Below are 15,953 nucleotides of genomic sequence, written 5' to 3' on the forward strand. Positions count from 1 at the left end.
TTTCGCTCAGGCTCGCGGCGCTCATTGCATGCCCCCATTCCACCGCCCCGTGCAGGCCGCATCGATGCATTCCGCCGTGCTGCCGAACCACGCCTGCACCCCGAGGATCGCCGGCAGGTAGTGCGCCTGCTTGGCGGAATCGAGCGCGACGGTCTTCGTGCCCTTGGGCACGGCGCGGCTCATCGCCGAGCAGCTGTCGGTCATGAGGATGCCGCCCGCGTCCTCGATGATCTTCGTGTAGCCGTTCCGGTCGGCAAGCGACTTGATGGCCCGCGGCGTGAAGATCCAGAGCTCGCAGCCGTCATGCACCTTGCGCCCCTCGATGAGCTGCGCGGCTTCCCAGATCTGCTCGATGGTGTAGTGCGGGCAGCCGAGCATCACGTACTGCACGTCGGCATCGCGGCCGGTGGCGTTGATCTTCTCGTAGGTGGCGCGGCGCTCGGCCTCGCCGTAGTGCAGCACCGCCTGCGGCTTGCGCCCACCGAGCGCCTGCTCGAGCGTCAGCGCCTCGGGCGTGATGCCGACGATGTGGTACATCTCCACGCCGCCCGACGACGACGCGGCCGCGCCGAAGTGCTTGAGCCGCGGCAGGTTCGGCACCCGGGCGATGCCGCGCCGGCTGTGCACCACCGGCACGCGCTCCTGCACGTGCTCGCCCATGAAGTAGCCCAGCAGGCCCCAGTCCTGCACCGACTCGACCTCGATGCCCGCGTCGAGCTCGATCACGTGCGTGGCATGGCGGTTCTCGTCGAGGTGGTAGCCCCAATAGGGAATGCGGCCGGTGAGCATGGCCGCGCCGGTGCTCTCGCGGCCCTCGGTGTTGGTGCGCGCGCCGAGCACCGAGTTGCAATACACCACCGCCGACGATTCCATCCACGCGCAGTGCTCGCCGCGCGTGGGGATGTTGCCTACCTGGTAGGGCGTGCAGGTGTTCATGATCTGCGCGCCGAGGCCGGCCGCGTGGCGCTCGCTGCGCTCGTAGAACTGCACGATCTCCTCGCTCACGCCCATGCGCTCGGGCTGGCCGGGGTCGAAGCCCAGCTGCAGGTGGCTCGTGAAGACCTTGAACTTCGGGATCTCGACGGTCTCCTGGCTGTCGAGGCTGAATTCGGAGAACACCGCGTCCATGCCGCCGCCCTTGGCGAGCGCGAAGTCGCGCTGGAACGGCGTGGTCGAGGTGATCGATGCGCAGACGTTGCGCGTCTCGACCAGCCGCTCGGCGCCGAGCGCTTCGCCGTAGCGCATCAGCAGGTCCATGGCCTTCTGCACGGCCGGTCCGTCGCGGCCGTCGTACATGGCTTTTTCTTCATCGCTCAGGTGCATGGCCTGTGTCTCCGTTCTTCTTTTCCGTCGTGGGGGGAATCTGGTGGTCGCTAGCCCGATGTGGGCGACGGCACGTGGCCGCCGATGTCGCGCGCGATGGTGAGTGCGATGTCGTGCAGCCGCGGCGCGAGTTCGTTGCGCAGCCGCTCCTCGGTGAACACGAAGGCCGCGCCGCCGCCGTTGAGCGCCATCACCTCGCCGTCGGGCCCGACGAGCGGCACCGACACCGAATTGATCTCGCGGTGGAACTCCCCGAGCGACAGGCAGTAGCCGAGCCGCTTCGCCTCGCCGATGGCACGCGCCATGGGCGCCGCAATGCCGTCCCATTCGGGGCCGCGCAGCAGGCGCAGCGAATCGACGAGCTGGTTGCGCGCGGCCTCGGGCAGCGCCGACAGGTAGGCGCGGCCGAGCGCCGAGTTGGGCAGCGGCGCGCGCGAGCCCACGTCGAGCCGCGCCGACAGCATCGACGAGCGCGGCCGGCAGGCTTCGATCAGCACCATCTCCATGCCGTCGCGCACCGCCAGGTAGACCGAGGCGCCGACCTCCTCGGCCATGGCCTGCATGCTGGGCCGCGCGGCGGCGCGCACGTCGAGGCTGCCGAGGAACACGCGCGAGAGCGACACCACGCCGGGGCCGAGCATGAGCCGGTCGGCCGCGGGCGCGCTCTTGAGCATGCCGAGCGAGAGCAGCGTCGCGACCAGCCGGTTGACGGTGGCGCGCGGGATGCCGGTCATGCGCGCGATGTCGGCATGGCCCAGCACCGGCCGCTCTTCGCTGAAGCAGCGCAGCACCGAGATGCCGCGCTCGAGCGCGCTCACGGTGTCGGAGCGGTCGGCACGCGACTCAGCGGCGTCGGGCGATGCAGAAAGTGAGGAGGTTTCGTTCTTTTCAGTGGACATGGGAAAACCCGTTGCAAGACCCAGGACCATGCAATGTAGAGGTTCAGGCTTCGGCCGCTGCTGCCGGCGCCTGCGCGCCCTGCCCCGCACCGGCGCGCAGGTACACGCCCTGCGCGAGCAGCGCCGACTGCAAGGCGCCGATGCCGACCGCGCGCGGCGCGATGCCGCCCTGCGAGGCCAGCGCGGCGGCCACGCCCGCGGCCTGGCCGGTGATCCAGCATTGCGGGATCTCGCGCATGAAGCCGTGCGAATTCCGGTCGCACGAGATGTGCCGGCCGCAGGCGAGCAGGCCGTCGAGCTGCTGCGGCACCAGCGCGCCGTAGGGAATGGAGATGTTCGGGAATTTCGGCGACACCGCGGGCGTCACGCCGATCTCGTCGGCCAGCGCCACGCCGTCGGGCCACTGGCTGCGCAGCACCGCACCCACGCCCGTGAGGCGCCGCGCATGGCGCACGCCGATCTGCGGCGCGCTGAGCATCAGGTAGGCGTCCTCGAAGCCCGGCGCATGGGCACGGAAATAGTCGAGGTGCGCGGCCATCGCGCGATGCGAGCGCACCTCGACCGCGGTGAGGTCGTCGACGTCGAGCGCCGAGTAGCCCGACTGGCGCGGCCCCATGAACAACGCCACGTCGTTGCGCCAGGAGACGAAGGGGCGCTCGAACAGGCCGAGCTGCTCGCGTCCAAGCGCCATGAAAGCGCTGAACGCCTCGGGCTGGCCGGCCTTGAACGCGATCCAGCGGTTCATGTCCACGCCGCCGAAGAGCCACGAGGTGTTCATGCAATGGTGCACGTCGGCTTCCTCGATGTCGTTGACGAAGGCGGCGCCGGCGCGCGCGAACAGGTCGCCGTCGCCGGTGGCGTCGACCACCACGTCGGCCATGATCGCCATGCGCCCTTCCTTGCTTTCGAACACCACGCCCTTCACGGCGCCGTCCTGCACGATCGGGATCGCGGCCCACGAGTGATAGATGAGCTTGACCTGGCGCTCGAGCACGATCTCCTGCGACAGCAGCTTGAGCCGCTCGGGGTCGATGGTGGGCGACCAGGTGACCACGCCGTGGTAGGCGGCGGTGCGCTGCGACCAGTGCGCGGCCTTGGCCGGGTCCTGCGAGCCCCAATCCTCGCGCGCCGGGCCGGCGATGGCCTCGGCCGGCAGGCGGTCGAACAGCTCCTCCGCAAAGCCGCGGATCACGAGCTGGCCCTCCCAGTCGGTCATGCGGTCGATCCAGATCACGAGCCCGCCGGTGGAAAGGCCGCCCAGGTGGTTGTAGCGCTCGAGCAGCGCCACGTCGGCGCCGGCGCGCGCGGCCGCCGCGGCCGCGGCCGTGCCCGACGGGCCGCCGCCGACCACCAGCACGCCGCAGCGGTGGTAGACCGGAATCTGCTTGCCGGGCTCGGCCCAGCTGCCATGGTCAGGGCGCTTGACACGGCTGTCGCGGTCGAAGATGTCGGAGGACAGGATGCGCTCGTCGGTGCGGACGACAGTTTTCATGAATGCGTTCTCGGCTAAGCTGGTTTCGTCATATTTTGATTTCAACTTCCATTTTGTCAACTTGATTGATGTATGTTCGGGGTATTCCCTAGTGAATATGGCTTTTTATGGTTTTCAAGATCAATATACGCGCCGAAAACCAACGGAGACATAGATGAACAAACTTCCAGGCACCCGCCGCGCGTTCAGCTCGGCGCTGGGCGCCGCGGCCCTGCTGGGGTTGGCGCCGCGCGCCTTCGCGCAGGAAGCGCAGGGCTTTCCCGCACGCGGCAAGCCGATCCGGATCGTGGTCGGCTTCACGGCCGGCGGCGGCACCGACGCGCAGGCGCGGATCGTGGCGCAGAAGCTCGGCGAAGTGCTCGGCACCGGCGTGATCGTCGACAACCGCCCCGGCGCCAGCACCATGCTTGCCGCCAGCGAGGTGGCGCGCGCCCTGCCCGATGGCCACACGCTGCTCTACGCGCCCTCGTCCACCATGGCGCAGAACCCCCACACCTTCGCCCAGGTGCCCTACGACCCGTTCAAGGACTTCACCGCCATCTCGATGGGCGGGCGCGGGCCGCTGGTGCTGTCGGTGAGCACCACGGTGCCGGCCTCGAACGTGAAGGAACTCGTCGCCTGGGTGAAGGGCCGTCCGGGCCAGGTGAGCTACGCCTCGTTCGGTGCGGGCACCTCGTCGCACATCTACGGCGAGGCCTTCGTGCAGAAGACCGGCATCGACGCGGTGCACATCCCGTACAAGGGCGGCTCCGACGCGGCCAAGGACCTGATCGGCGGGCGCGTGCAGTACATGTTCGACTCCGCCTCCTCGGCCATCATCACTTCGGCCACGGGCAAGGTGAAGATCCTCGCCGTGGCCGCGAACGCGCGCATTTCCGCGCTGCCCGAGGTGCCGACCTTCACCGAGCAGGGCTACGCCGGCCTCGACCTGCCGAGCTGGCTCGGCTTCTACGGACCGGCGCGCATGCCGCCGGCCGTGGTCGCCACGCTCAACGCCGCACTCGCCAAGGTGCTCGCCATGCCGCAGGTGCAGGCGTTCTACCGCACCGGCGGCTACGAGGCCGGCGGCTCGACGCCCGAGGAATTCGCCGGCATCACGCGCTCGACCTACGAGCGCTGGGGCGCGATGGTCCAGCAGGTCGGGCTGGCCAAGCAATGACGGACGGCACCATGCATTCTTCTTCGCGCCGGCGCCGACTCGCCGCTTCGCTCGCGCTGCTGCCGCTCGCTGCGCTGCCGTCGATGTCGGTTCGCGCAGCCGACGCGCCCGCCTTTCCCGACAAGGGCCGCACCGTCCGCATCGTGCTCGGCCTCGCGGCCGGCGGCGCTTCCGATGCGCAGGCGCGCTTCGTCGCCATCAAGCTCGCCGAGGTGCTGCAGACGCCCGTCATCGTCGAGAACCGGCCCGGCGCGAGCTTCATCCTCGCCACCGAAGAGGTGATCGCGCCGCGCCCGACGGCTACACCCTGATGTATGCGCCCTCTTCCGTGGTGGCGCAGAACCCTCAGACGCTCGCGCAGGTGCGCTACGACCCGTTCAAGGACCTTGCGCCGATCTCGCTCGGCGCGCGCGGGCCGCTGGTGCTCACCGTGCATGCGAGCGTGCCCGCACGCAACGTGCAGGAGCTCATCGCCTACATCAAGGCCAACCCCGGCAAGATCGCCTACGCCTCGTTCGGCACCGGCACCTCGTCGCACATCTACGGCGAGGCCTTTGCCCAGCAGGCCGGACTCGACGTGGTGCATGTGCCCTACAAGGGCGGCGCCGACGCCGCGAAGGATTTTCTCGCGGGCCGCGTGCACTTCTACTTCGATGCCGCGCCCAACGCGATCCAGAACACCGCCACCGGCAAGGTCCGCATGCTCGCCGTCGCAGCGCCCCAGTCCAGCCCGCTGTTGCCTGGCGTGCCGACGATGGGCGAGCAAGGCGTGAGCGGCGTCGACATGCCGAGCTGGCTCGGCTTCTACGGCCCCGCGCGCATGCCCGCGCCCGTGGTCGCCAGGCTCAACGCGGCGCTCGCGCAGGTGCTCGCCATGCCCGCCACGCGCGACTTCTTCCGCCAGGGCGCCTACGAGGCCGAGTCGTCGACGCCGCAGCAACTGGCCGAGCTGACGCGCGCGACGTATGTGCAGTGGGGGGCGACGATCAAGCGGCTGGGGTTGGCGAAGCAATGACGAGGTTCAGCGCAGGAAGTCGAGCACGCGTCGGTTGAACGCATCGGCGCGCTCGTACTGCGCCCAATGCCCCGCCCCATCGATCACCGCCCCTTCGCGCTCGGCGTGCCCGGCGACCAGCTGCGCCACGAGCGGCCGCGGATCGGCAGTCACGTCGTATTCACCCCAGAGCAGCAGCTGCGGCCCGCCGATCGCGTCGAGCGCGGCCTGCAGCCCGCCGGCTTGCGACACGTCCTTGCTGCGAAAGCGCGTGCCGTGGCAGGCGATGTCGTGGATCTCGAAGGCGAGCGCATCGATGGCCGCGTTGTCGTGCAGCATCAGCGCGCCGAGGTTGTGCAGCAGCGCGGCACGTTCCGCGTCGCGGCCCGCCGCGACGCGCCAGTTGATCATTTGCACGGCCATGCGCCGGAGCGTCCCGTGGCCGCCGCTGCCCACGAGCAGCAGGCGCCGGATGGCACCACGCCGCACCGCAAAGCGCGCGGCGGTGAGGCCGCCGAACGAGAAACCGCCGAGATCGATGGGCGTGTCCGCGCCGATCAGCTGGTCGAGCGAGCCGCCGAGCGCATCGAGCAGCGGACCGAGCGGGTCGCCGCCGGGCACCGCGGGTGACGGCGCATCGGAATCGTTGAAGCCCGGCATGTCGGGCAGCCACAGCGTGCGGCCGGCCGACAGCGCCTCGACGTTGCGCAGCCAGTGCATCCAGCTGCCGTGGCCGCCGTGCAGCAAGACGAGCGGCGGCTTGCCGCTTTCGGCGGCATCGCCGAAGCGGCGCCAGCAGACGCGCACGCCGCCGTGCTCTACGTCATGCCGCGTGCCAAGCGCGGCGATGCGGTCGATGGTGGCGCGGGCCGCGCGCTCGGCGGAAGGATCGGGAATCGGGGAAGAAGGCATCGCCCGATTTTGCCAAGGCGCGCTGCCCGTTCGTCCGCGGCTTCTCAGCCCGCCGCAGCGCCGAAGCGATAGCTCGACACCACGAGCCCGCCCATGAAGTCCTCCTCGTGGTAAATGCGCTCGCCGGGCTCCTGCTCGGCCGCGCCCACCGCGACCATCAGCGGGATCAGGTGCTCCTCGCGCGGATGCGCCATGCGCGCCGACGGCGCAGAGGCCCATTGGTGCAGGCGCAGCACGCGTTCGGCGGGCGCCGAATCCACGGCCGTGTGATCGAGCCAGTCGCCGAAGTCCTTCGAGACGCCATGCGCCTGCGGCCCGAAGTTGCGCAGGTTGTGATAGCTCAGGCCGCTGCCGACGATGAGCACGTTCTCGTCGCGCAGCGGCGCGATCGAGCGGCCGAGCGCGAGGTGCTCGGCGGCATCGAGGCCGCGCTTCAGCGACAGCTGCACCACAGGCACGCTGGCGTCGGGAATCATCGCGGCCATCGGCGAGAACATGCCGTGGTCGAAGCCGCGCTGGGGGTCGATGGCCACGGGCAGCCCGGCCGCACCGAGCAGCGCTGCGACCCGCTCGGCGAGCGCGGGCGAACCGGGCGCGTCGTAGCGCACCTGGTAGGTGTGGGCCGGGAAGCCGCCGTAGTCGTAGACCATCGGCGGGCGCGGGTTGCCCTGCACCATGAAGACCGGCGCCTCCCAATGCGCCGACACCATGAGCACGGCCGCGGGCGTGCGGCCGATCTGGCGCGGCATGTCGGCGAGGGCGGCGGCAAGCTGGTCGTAGGTGCCGCCCATCTCCTTCCTCATCCAGGGCCAGGGGCCGCCGCCGTGCGAGATGAAATAGGTGGGAAGGCGGGTCATGTCGATGCTCCTTGGTTCAGGCATGGCATCGACTGTAGACATTTCCGAAGCCCGAGCGCGCCCTAAGGCGCACCACTCTGTTTCTCCACGGGAAACCCTTCGACCCGCAGCACGGCGTCGGCCGGCAGCGCCTGCCAGTCGATCCATTCCCCGGCGGCGGCGTGGTGCGTGGGCGTGGCGGCATCGCCGGGCGTTCCCCATTGCAGCGCCAGGCGCCGTGCGCCGAGCCGCAGCGCGATCTCGAAGCCCGGCCAGTGCGCGGGCACGCGCGGCGTCAGCGACAGCAGGCGCCCCTTGACGCTGAGGCCCAGCAGCGTTTCGACGGCGGCGCGGTGCAGCCATGCGGCCGAGCCGGTGTACCAGCTCCAGCCGCCGCGGCCGACATACGGCGCGGCGCCGTAGATGTCGCCGGCCATCACGTAGGGCTCCAGTTCGTAGGCGGGCCCGCGCTCGGGGTGCACCGCGCGGTGCGCCGGGCTCAGGCCCTCGAAGCTCTGCCATGCCGCCTCGTGGTCGCCCTGCAGCGCCTGGGCCATCAGCGCCCAGACGGCCCCGTGCGAATACTGGCCGCCGTTCTCGCGCACACCGGGCGGGTAGGCCTGGATGTAGCCGGGGTTGTCGCTCGCCTGGGCGAAGGGCGGGGTCAGCAGGCGCAGCAGGCCGGCGGGCTCGTCGAGAAGGTGCCGCCGGACGGCGGCCATGGCCGGCACGGTGTGGGCCTCGTCCGAGGCGCCCGAGAGCACCGACCAGGCCTGCGCGATCAGGTCGATGCGGCACTCGTCGTTGGCCGACGAACCGAGCGGCGCGCCGTTGTCGAAGAAGGCGCGGCGGAACCAGGCGCCGTCCCATCCGGCATCGTGCAGCGCGACGATCCAGCCGCGGCGCGCCTCGTTCCAGCGCGCGGCGCGCGCGTGCTCGCCGCGGCCCTGCGCGATCGGCGCGAACTGCGCGACGACGCTGCACAGGAACCACGCCAGCCAGACCGATTCGCCGCGGCCTTCATGGCCGACGCGGTTCATGCCGTCGTTCCAGTCGCCGGTGCCCATCAGCGGCAGGCCATGCACGCCGGTGGCCAGGCTGCGGTCGATGGCCAGCGCGCCGTGCTCGAACACGCTCGCCATGCGGCCGCTGTACTGCGGCGCGTAATAGGCGTCTTCGGCGCCATCGGGAATCGCGGGGCCTTCAATGAAGCCCACGGCGTGGTCGAGCAGCGCCTTGTCGCCGGTCACCTCGACGTAGTGCGCGGTCGCAAAGGGCAGCCACAGCAGGTCGTCCGAGAAATGCGTGCGCACGCCGGCACCGCCGGGCATGTGCCACCAGTGCTGCACGTCGCCTTCGGGAAACTGGCGCGCCGCATTGACCAGGATCTGCTCGCGCAGCCGCGACGGATCGGTGAGCGCAAAGGCCATGGCGTCCTGCAGCTGGTCGCGAAAGCCGAAGGCGCCACCGGCCTGGTAGAAGCCGGCCTTCGACCAGAGCCGGCAGGCCAGGGTCTGGTAGATGAGCCAGCGGTTGACCATGGCGTCGAACAGCGGGTCGGGCGTGCGCACCTGCAGGCGGCCCAGCAGCTCGTCCCAGAAGCCGCGCACCTTTGCCAGGGCTTCGGGCACGTCGCGCTCGCGCCAGCGGCGGGCCAGCGCCAACGCGGCATCAGCGTCGCCGGCGTGGCCCAGCACGAAAGTGAAGCTGGCGCTCTCGCCCGCCCCGACGACGAACTCGCCGCCGATGGCCGCACACGCGTCGAGCCCGCCACCGGCGCGCTGCGCCAGCGCGTCGGGCACTTCGACGATGCCGCGCCCGGCGAAGAACTCGCTGCGGTCGCAGGTCCACTCGGTGGCGCCCGGCAGGCCCGCGAGCAGCAGGAAGGCCGTGCTGCCGCCAAAGCCGGCGCTCGCCTCGCGCTGCTGGCCAAACACCGCGCCCTGGTCTTCGGGCTTCCAGCAATGCACAGTCCGCCGTTCGCCGCGTGCAGCGCCCAACTGCCACTCGACCATGCCGAGCGCGCGCAGCCGCCGCGTGCCGGTGCCCTGGTTGTGCACGCGCACATGCACCAGCTTGACCGGCTCGTCGCGGTCCGCGAAGAAGGTGGTCTCGAGGGCCAGCGCCTGCTGCCGGCATTCGAACACCGTGTAGCCCTGGCCATGGCGCACGTGGTGGCGCACCTCGCTGCCGTCGTCCGGCGCCGACGCGCCCTGCCCGGCGGGCGTGAGCGGCAGCAGCACGCCGGAGGCGATGTCCTGCAGCAGGTAGTGCTCGAAGGCCGGGTCCTGCACCGGGTCGTTCGACCAGGGCGTGACCTGGTGCATGCGGCTGTTGCCGGCCCAGGTGAAGCCGGTGCCCCATTCGGACACCTGGAAGCCGAACGCGGCATTCGCGATCACGTTGATCCAGGGGCGCGGTGTGCGGTGCGCCGCATCGACGTCGAAGCGGTACTCGCCGCTCTCGGCGTCGAAGCTTCCGGCGGGCGCTGCTTCGTCGGCCGCGGCCTGCGCGGACCGCTCTACCGCGGGACGGGCCAGGAGCGCGGCACGCGGCGCTGCCGCCGGCGTCTCGGCTGCGGCTTCGTGCAGCGCCGCCACCTGCGTTTCGAGCGAGCGTCCGTCGGCGGTGAACACCACGCGTGCCAGCTTCGACAGCGCGGCCTTTTCCGAGGCGGACACCTCCTGCTCGCGCAGCAGGTAGAAGCCGGCCGTGTCGTTGCGCGGAAAGCTGTTCTCGGTCTGGTGCGCGACGCGCTGGCGCAGGGCCTCGATCTCGCGCTGCAGCGGCATCAGGTAGGCGTTGGGCTCGCCGTTGAGCACCACCAGGTCGCAGGCCACGCCGCCAAAGCCCCACCACGGCTGCGCGCGCAGCAGCGCGTTGACCAGCCCCAGGCCGATCATCGAGTGGATCGCGACCAGCACGATGGGTTTGTCGCCCGAGATGCCGAAGCGCCAGAGCTGCCGCAGGTCGACGACGCCGCGGTTCGTGGTCGCGCGCGGCGTGGTGTAGGTGAGGATGGTCGTCAGGTCCTGCAGGGCGAAGGTCTGCGCGGGCGCGATGCGCAGGTCGCGCAGCCGCACCTGCGCCAGCGTGGCGGCCATGCGCGTGGCGCGCTCGACGTGCATCGGCTCCAGGTAGCGGTCGATGCTCGGCATCAGCGCTTCGACGCTCTTGTCGGCGGCGGTCGCGAAGCTCAGGCGCGCGGTCGCGCCCGCCGCGATCGACAGGCGCACGCGCAGGCAGGCGATGGGGTCGAGGCCGTTCACCGGCGTGCCGTCGGCCGCCAGTGGCTGGGCATCGAGCGCGGGACTCGCGAGCGAGCGGTTGCGGCCGATGAAGGCGCGCCGGTCCGTCATGCAGTCGACCGACAGCACGTGGGCGTCGACCGAGGCAAGAAAGTGCGCGGCGGCCACCACCGGGTCGCCGTGCAGCCGCGGCTTGCGCGTGAGCAGCAGCGCGCGCCAGGCCGGTTCCCAGTGCGATTCGACGAACAGGTTGGCAAAGGCCGGATGCGCCTCGTCGGCCTTGGGGTAGGACAGCACGGGCTCGAAGTACGAGACGAGCTCGAGCGTGCGGGTCACGCTGCCTGTGTTGTGCAGCGTGATGTTGCGCAGCTCGGTGTCGTCTTCGGGGCTGATCAGCACCGTGGTGCGCACCTGCAGGCCGTCGCTCGAGGCATCGAACTGCACCTGTTCGGCGAGAAAGCGGGTGCGGTAGGTCCAGCCGGCGCCCGGCGCCGGCAGCGCGGTGAGCGAGACGAGGTCGGATGGCGTCTGCCCCGTTTCGATGTCGCGCAGATAGAAGAAGGTGCCGTGGCTGTCGCGCAGCGGGTCGTCGCGCCAGCGGGTCACGTTGAACGCGTGCCAGCGGCTGACGCCCGCGCCATTGGCGCGCAGCGCCACGGTGTAGCGCCCATTCGACAGCAGGTGCGTGGGCTGGAAGCCAGGCACCATCGGGTTGACCGTGCGCGGCTGGAACAGCGGCGCGAGCTCGGCCACGCTCGGCTCGGGCGGCGTGCGCGGGTCGGCGCTGCCGATGATCTGCCGCGGCGTGCGCTCATGCAGCAGCGATTCGTGCGCCTGCACCAGCGCGGCGCTTGCGAACCAGCGGCGCGGCGCCTCGGCGCGCAGCACGTGGCACAGCGCGACCAGCGACATGCCCTGGTGGTGCGCCATGAAGTTGCGCACCACGGTGAACGCCTCGCCCTTGGCCTGGCGCGAGGCGGTGAAGTCGACCGCGTCGTGAAAGCCGAACTCGCCGCGCGCGCCCATGGCTTCGAGCCGTTCGAGGTTGGCCACCGCGGCGGCCGGGGCCAGTACGGCCGCCATGGCGCTGGCATAGGGCGCCACCACGCGGTCGGTGGGCGGCGTGCGGCGCAGCGCCAGGCGCGGCACGCCGAACGGCGAGTACTGGTAGGCGAGCGAATGGTCCTGCCCGAAATAGGCCGACTCCGAAACGCCCCACGGCAGGTCGAGCGACCGGCCGAAGGCCTGCTGCTCGGCGATGGCCGCGCTGTTGGCCACCTGCAGCAGGCCGTCGGCGGGCTCGGACATCACGAGCGCGGGCATGAGGTACTCGAACATCGAGCCCGACCACGACTTGAGCCCGGGCTGGAACCCCACCAGCAGGAACGGCCGGCCGAGCGCCGTCCAGTGGCGCCGGGGCACATCGCCTTTGGCGATCGCAAGGAAGCTCAACAGCCGCGACTCGGAGGCCAGCAGGTCGTAGTAGCTCGCGTCGAGCATGTTCTCCTCGACGCGCAGGCCGATGTGGAACAGGTGGCGCTTCGGGTCGTACAGGCCGCTGAAGTCCATGCCGGTGTGCAGCGCGTCGCAGCGCCGTGCCAGCGCGTGCAGCGCCGTCTGCTCAGGGCGCTGGCAGCCCGCTTCCACAGCGAAGGCACGGCAGGCCTCGGCCACGGCCACCAGGTGGCCGGCGAGGTTGCCGCTGTCCACACTGGAGACGTAGTCGGGCGGCAGCGGCCGCAGCGTCTGGGTGTCGTACCAGTTGAAGAGATGGCCGCGGTGCTTCTGCATGCGGTCCACGGTGTCGAGCGTGGCCGCGAGCCGCGCAAGCAGCGCCGGGGTGTCAATCCAGCCGAACTCGCGCGCACAGCAGGTGGCCAGCAGGTACATGCCGATGTTGGTCGGCGATGTGCGGTGGGCAATGGTCGGCTGCGGCTCGAGCTGCAGGTTGTCGGGCGGCAGGTGGTTGTCGTCCGGACCGACCACGTGTTCGAAGAAGCGCCAGGTGTCGTGCGCGAGCTTTTCGAGATAGCTGCGCTGTTCGGCGCTCAACGGGTCGGGTGCCTTCGCGGCGACGCGGCTGCCCCACCAGGCGGCGAATGGCGCCAGCGCCCAGACGAGGAACAGCAGCGGCCCTGCCACCGGGTAGGCGCTCCAGCGCGCCGCGGCCACGGCCAGCACCAGGCAGAGCACGCTGGCGAGCGCCGCATTGCGCAGGAACGGCGGCAGCCGCTGGCTGGACTGGGCCTCAGCCTGGGCTGTCGTGGTCCACTGGAGCAGGTGCCTGCGGCTCACGGTGAGCCGCCATGTCGCGAGAAAGATCGCATCGAGCAGCAGGCGCGACTGTGCCGCCAGCTGCACGAACTGCCAGGCTGCGCCGGCCATGGCGCGCAGCAGCTCGACCGCGCCGACGTCGAAGAAATGGCGCAGCTCGATGGCGCGGCGCGTGGGCACCAGCCCGGCCAGTGCGCCGAGCAGCGGCCCGAGCGTGAGCGCCGAGGCGACCGCGGCGATCGCCCATGCCAGCGGCATCGCCTCAGTGAAGATCACCAGAACCAGCAGCGCGAACGAGGCAGGCACCACCAGCGAGCGGCGCAGGTTGTCGCCCATCTTCCAGAGCCCGAGCGCATCGATGCCGAAGCGCCCGGCGCGCCAGATCAACGGCAGCAGTTGCCAGTCGCCGCGCACCCAGCGGTGCACGCGCGAGGCGGCCACGCCGGCATGGTGCGGATGGTCCTCGATCAGCACCACGTCGCTCACCATGGCGCAGCGCGCGACGCTGCCCTCGAGCAGGTCGTGGCTCAGCACCGCGCCGTCGGGCAGGCGGTTGTCGAGCGCGGCATGCACCGCGCGCACGTTCAGCAGGCCCTTGCCGGTGAAGGACCCGCTGCCGAACACGTCCTGGTAGATGTCGGACGCGCCGCTGCCGTACGGGTCGAGCCCGCATTGCCCGGCAAACATCCAGTGGAAGAACGAGCGTTCGCTGCGCTTGGGAAACGGCGTCACGATGCGCGGCTGCAGGATGCCGAAGCCCGCGACCACGCGCCGGCTCTGCGGGTCGACCTCGGGCGCGTTCAGCGGATGGGCCGCGATCGACACCAGGTCACGCAGCACGCCCGGCGGCAGGCCGGTGTCGCTGTCGAGCGTGAGCACGTAGGGCGTTCGCCCGGCGGCCAGTTGCTGGCCCGGCGCCAGCGGCAGAAAGCCACTGGCGTCGCCGACGGCCAGCAGGCGCACCAGCATCTCGAGCTTGCCGCGCTTGCGTTCCCAGCCCATCCAGCGTGCTTCGGTGCCGCTCCAGCTGCGCGGCCGGTGCAGCAGCAGGAAGCGCGCGGCCATGCCGGCGGGCGGCGGATATTTCGCATTGAGCGCGTCGATGCGCCGGTTGGCATCGGCCAGCAGCGGCGCGTCCTGCGGCAGCGAGGCGTGCGCCGCATCGGCCCAGTCGGTCAGCAACGCGAACTGCGCATGCGCCTCGCGGTTCGCGAGCCAGTGCAGTTCGAGCCGATGGGCGAGCTGCGCGTTGTTCGCGGGCGAGCTCAACAGCGTGGGAATGACGACGAGCGTGCGGTGCTTCTCGGGAATGCCGGCCGCGAAGTCGAGGCGCGGCAATGCCTGCACGCGCACCGACTCGGCCATGATGCGCTGCGCCAGCGCGATCAGCGCCTCGGAAAGCGGCCAGGCCAGCAGCGCCATCGCGGCGATGGTGGTCCAGCCGCGCGGCGGCGGCAGGCCGTGCGCCACGCTCGCCAGCAGCCCCACGGTGCCCAGCACGACGAACAGCACATAGGCCGGCAGGCGCCAGCCGCTGCGGCTTTGCGGCGGCCGGGCCGTCCTCGCCGGACGGCCGATGCCGCTCGCCGCCGCGTTGGCCTGCAGCGCCGCGACCAGCACGGCGCGGCCCTGGCCGAAAAGGTGGTAGCCGGCCGTGCCATCGGCGCGATCGCCCTGGTCGGCAGGATCGGCGCCGGCTGCTGCGGCAGCGGCCGCGAGCCGAACCACGGCCTCGGCCACTTCGCGCTCGGAGCGGCCGCTGTCGTGCGCGACCCGCTCCATCGCATGCGTGATCTGCTGGCGCGTGCGCTCGCTTTCGTCGGCAAAGCTCGGCAGGCCGCGCAGCACGCGCAGCGAACGGCTGACGGGTTCGATCAGGTCGCTCCACTCGACCTGGCCGATCATGCGCAGCGTGGTGATGATGTTGCCGACCGTGAGGTTGGCCGCGGCCTGCGCGTTGTGCGCTTCGCCGATCAGCGCGGGCCCGTTGGGGCAATGCAGTTCGGTCCAGCGCACGAGCGCGGGCATGGCCTCGCCCTGCTCCACCGGCAGGCGCTGCCACAGCTGCGTGAGGTAGGCGTCCTGCAGGTCGTGGCTCTGCAATGCGCGGTACAGCGTGTCGAGGTCTTGCGCCGACAGATGCGGCGCCGCGTCCCAGACGGCATGCGCGATCTCGCGCGCCACCTTGTTCTCGGCGATGCTTTCGGCCACGCGGCGCAGGTTCTCGAGCAACACCACGCGCAGCGTGGTGGGCAGCGCCCAGAGTTCGCCGAGCGTGAGCTCGTCGATGTCCTGGTAGGCGTTGAGAAAGGCCGTGAACAGCGTGTTGTTGAGCACGCTGTCGGTGTGTGCCACGTAAGCCCACGCAATGCCATATACGCGCGGCAGGCCCGCGAGCGGCGGCGTGGCGAGCTTGGGCAGGCGCGCGTAGTAGCTGCGCGGCACGCCTTCGTGGATCTGCTGCAGCTGCGCTTCGACCAGGTGGAAGTTGTCGAGCAGCCATTCGGCCGCAGGCGACACGTAGCGCCCGCTTTGCGAAATGAGCGCGATGTAGTCGAACGCCTGGCGCAGCGATTCGAGGTTTTCGTCCACCCGCGGGAAAAACGGCGCGCCCTCGCGCGCGCGGCGCGGGTCGGCCTCGACCGGCTGGGCGCGCGCCAGGCTGTGGCCGTGCTGCTCGAAGCGCTGTGTGCCGAAGAGTTCGGCCCGGATCGGGGGCGCCACCGGATCGTGCGGCGCGAGCAGCAGCGCGCGCGCGTAGGCACTCAGGTTGGCGAGCCGGTCAACGACGAAAGCGGCGCTCACGAGAGCACCCT

The 15,953-nt window shown here is 70.9% G+C and carries 7 protein-coding genes and 1 pseudogene; 2 read left to right on the forward strand and 6 right to left on the reverse strand.

Translation table 11 applies throughout. From position 1 onward, the window contains the following. Positions 1-21 precede the first annotated feature (21 nt). From AC3A6J_RS19210 to AC3A6J_RS19220, 3 genes are read right to left on the reverse strand one after another with little or no spacing between them, the layout of a single operon-like run. Positions 22-1,323: an aconitase X gene (locus tag AC3A6J_RS19210; protein WP_487861572.1), complete on the reverse strand. Its 1,302-nt coding sequence runs from the start codon at positions 1,321-1,323 to the stop codon at positions 22-24. Positions 1,324-1,373: 50 nt separating this feature from the next. Next, positions 1,374-2,222, reverse strand: a complete 849-nt coding sequence (locus AC3A6J_RS19215; RefSeq protein WP_487861573.1) for an IclR family transcriptional regulator — start codon at positions 2,220-2,222, stop codon at positions 1,374-1,376. 43 nt (positions 2,223-2,265) lie between these two features. Further along, positions 2,266-3,714, reverse strand: coding sequence for an FAD-dependent oxidoreductase (locus tag AC3A6J_RS19220; RefSeq protein WP_487861574.1), 1,449 nt, complete (start codon positions 3,712-3,714; stop codon positions 2,266-2,268). Between the two features lie 154 nt (positions 3,715-3,868). On the opposite strand from AC3A6J_RS19220, the gene AC3A6J_RS19225 reads away from it, so the two are divergent. Then, on the forward strand, positions 3,869-4,873 hold the full coding sequence (locus AC3A6J_RS19225) for a Bug family tripartite tricarboxylate transporter substrate binding protein (RefSeq protein WP_487861575.1): 1,005 nt from the start codon (positions 3,869-3,871) through the stop codon (positions 4,871-4,873). A gap of 11 nt (positions 4,874-4,884) precedes the next feature. Then, positions 4,885-5,888 (forward strand): annotated as a pseudogene (locus AC3A6J_RS19230) (Bug family tripartite tricarboxylate transporter substrate binding protein). A 6-nt stretch (positions 5,889-5,894) separates the two neighbouring features. On the opposite strand, the gene AC3A6J_RS19235 reads toward AC3A6J_RS19230, so the two are convergent. The 3 genes from AC3A6J_RS19235 to AC3A6J_RS19245 all read right to left on the reverse strand — a co-directional run bounded on the left by AC3A6J_RS19235 (position 5,895) and on the right by AC3A6J_RS19245 (position 15,942). After that, the gene (locus AC3A6J_RS19235; protein WP_487861576.1) at positions 5,895-6,779 is read right to left on the reverse strand and encodes an alpha/beta fold hydrolase; all 885 of its coding nucleotides are present in this window, start codon (positions 6,777-6,779) and stop codon (positions 5,895-5,897) included. Positions 6,780-6,823: 44 nt separating this feature from the next. Next, positions 6,824-7,636 carry a DODA-type extradiol aromatic ring-opening family dioxygenase gene (locus AC3A6J_RS19240; protein WP_487861577.1) on the reverse strand — a complete coding sequence of 271 codons (813 nt, stop codon included), beginning with the start codon at positions 7,634-7,636 and terminating at the stop codon, positions 6,824-6,826. 62 nt (positions 7,637-7,698) lie between these two features. Beyond that, positions 7,699-15,942 (reverse strand): glycoside hydrolase family 94 protein, encoded by an 8,244-nt coding sequence (locus AC3A6J_RS19245; RefSeq protein WP_487861578.1) that lies wholly within the window; start codon positions 15,940-15,942, stop codon positions 7,699-7,701. Between the last annotated feature and the right edge of the window lie 11 nt (positions 15,943-15,953).

Source organism: Variovorax sp. Soil_C_39 (genome assembly GCF_057656815.1).